General features: G+C 70.1%; 3 protein-coding genes. All 3 read right to left on the reverse strand.

All coding sequences use genetic code 11. The features are described 5' to 3' along the window. Positions 1–113: 113 nt before the first annotated feature. Entirely contained in the window at positions 114–1145 is a 1032-nt protein-coding gene (locus tag I6A81_RS40930) for an ABC transporter ATP-binding protein (RefSeq protein ID WP_203010513.1), read from the reverse strand. Positions 1146–1213: 68 nt separating this feature from the next. Next, positions 1214–2125 (reverse strand): ABC transporter permease, encoded by a 912-nt coding sequence (locus I6A81_RS40935; RefSeq protein ID WP_203008460.1) that lies wholly within the window; start codon positions 2123–2125, stop codon positions 1214–1216. Between the two features lies 1 nt (position 2126). Continuing rightward, on the reverse strand, positions 2127–2396 hold a 270-nt coding region (locus I6A81_RS40940; RefSeq protein ID WP_203008457.1), incomplete at its 5' end, for an ABC transporter permease subunit.

The following is a 2396-nucleotide window of genomic DNA, read 5'->3' on the forward strand; positions in this document are numbered from 1 at the left end:
TTGGTGTGGTACTCGACGACCAGGTCGCGGACGGACAGCAACGCCTGGTCGCCGCGCAGGTGCGCGGTGCCGCTACCAGCCAACGAGACCACCTCCGGGTGTGCTGGGCCTGTTCATGCGAGGGACTTCCCGGCCTCGGCCGCCACCCCGGCCGCGGCTGCCGTGGCCTGCCCGGTGTCGGCGGGGTGTAGGCAGGCCACGTCGTGGTCGGCGCCGACCGGCGACATCGCCGGCCCGGGCTGCACGCACGCGTCGTCCACGTGGGCGCAGCGCGGCGCGAACCGGCAGCCCGCCGGCGGGCTGGTCGGGTCGGGCAACGCGCCCGGGATGAGCCGCATCGGGGCGTGCCGGACGTGCTCGAGAGACGGCGTCGCGTCCAGCAGGGCGTGGGTGTACCGGTGCCGGGGGGCGTCGAACACCTCCCGGGTCGACCCGGACTCGGCCAGCCGGCCGGCGTACATCACCGCGACCCGGTCGGTGCGGCCGGCGACGACGGCCAGGTCGTGGCTGATCAGCATCATCGACATGCCGCGGTCGCGCTGGACCTCGCGCAGCAGGTCGAGGATCTGGCGCTGGACGGTGACATCCAGCGCGGTCGTCGGCTCGTCGGCGATCAACAGGGTGGGCTCGCAGGCCAGCGCCGTCGCGATCATCACCCGCTGCCGCATGCCGCCCGACAGCTCGTGGGGGAAGTTGCGCAGCCGCTTCTCCGGATCGGGCACCCCGACCTCCCGCAGGAGGTCGAGGGCCCGGCCACGGGCCTCGGAACGTCCCACCCCCAGATGTCTGCGCATTCCCTCGGTGAGCTGACGCTCCACCCGCACCACCGGATTCAGCGAACGCCCCGGATCCTGGAACACCATCGCGATCTGCTTACCCCAGACCTGCGCCCGCGCCTTACGCGACAGCACGAGAAGGTCCCGGCCCTGGAACAGCACCTCACCCGAACACCCCGACCGGGCAGGCAGAATACCCATGATCGCCCGTGCCATCACGGACTTGCCCGACCCCGACTCCCCCACCACACCCAAAGCCTGGGCACGGCCAAGATCCAGGGAAACACCGTCCACCGCGCGCACCACCCCACGCGTGGTACCGATATGGGCACGCAGATCACGCACCCGCAGGACTGGTTCAGTGCTCATGAGCCGGGAGAACCTTCTCTTCGGGATGACCATTTCGCGCGGTCCAACAAGGTGGCCAGTCGCGGGGCCTAATCATGCAGGGTGCGGTCGAATCGCTGGCGAAGATGGTCACCGACCTGGTTGAGCGCGAACACGGTGAAGAAGATGATCAGCGCCGGCACGAGCACCATGTGCGGCGCGTCGACCAGGTAGTCCTTACCCTCGGAAATCATTCCACCCCAGCTCGGCCGCGGCGGCGGAATACCCTGGCCCAGAAAGCTCAGCGAGCCTTCCGCCACGATCAGGGCGGAGATCACGATCGGTAGGTAGGCCGCCAGTGACGGCAACAGGTTCGGCAGGATCTCCCGGACCAGGATCCGCCGGCGCGAAGCGCCCATGTTCCGGGCGGCCGTGATGAAGTCGCGCGACGCCCACGCCAGCGTGTTCGCGCGGGCGATCCGGGTGAACGTCGGGATGATCAGCAGCGTCAGCCCGGCCGTCAGCGTCGTGATGCTCGGGGTGAGGATCGAGGAGATCGCGAGCAGCAGGAGCAGCGGCGGGAACGCCAGCAGCGCGTCGGCGACCAGCCGCACGATCCAGTCGACCCACCCCCCGAGGTAGCCGGCGAGCAGACCCAGCAGCGCGCCGATGACGGCGCCGAGCAGGCCACCGATCGTGCCGACGAGCAGCGAGACCTGCGCGCCGTAGACGGCCCGGGCGATCATCGGCCGGCCCTGCGAGTCGGTCCCGAGCAACAGGTCTAACCCGCCGCCCGGTCCCTGGCGCGGGTCGCCGACCGGGATCGTGTAGGACGGGACCGGCAGCACGTTGGCCAGCACGGCAAGCCCGATCACCAGCACCAGCCAGCCGTAGGACAGGTAGACCAGCAACGAGCGCGGCCTGCGCACCCTGGGCACGAGCGGCGCACCCAAAAGGACGGCCGCCGGGGCGGGGATCTTCTGCTCGGCCACGGCCGTGGCCGCGGTGTCTGGGCGGGTCATCTCACGCTCCCGCCTTGCGGACCCGCGGGTCGAGCCAGGTGTAGCTGACGTCCACGAGCATGTTCAGCGCCACGTAGACCACCGCCACGAACACCACGACACCCTGGACCGTGATGAGATCCCGGCTGGTGATCGAGCTGACGACCAGCTGACCGAGGCCCGGCAGGGAGAACAGGTACTCGACGATGACCGTCCCGCCGATCAGCCGGCCGAGGTTGATCCCGATCAGGGTGATCAGCGAGAAGGACGACGGGCGCAGCGCGTGGCGCAC

The sequence above is a fragment of the Frankia nepalensis genome, from assembly GCF_016786325.1.
Taxonomy (GTDB): domain Bacteria; phylum Actinomycetota; class Actinomycetes; order Frankiales; family Frankiaceae; genus Pseudofrankia; species Pseudofrankia nepalensis.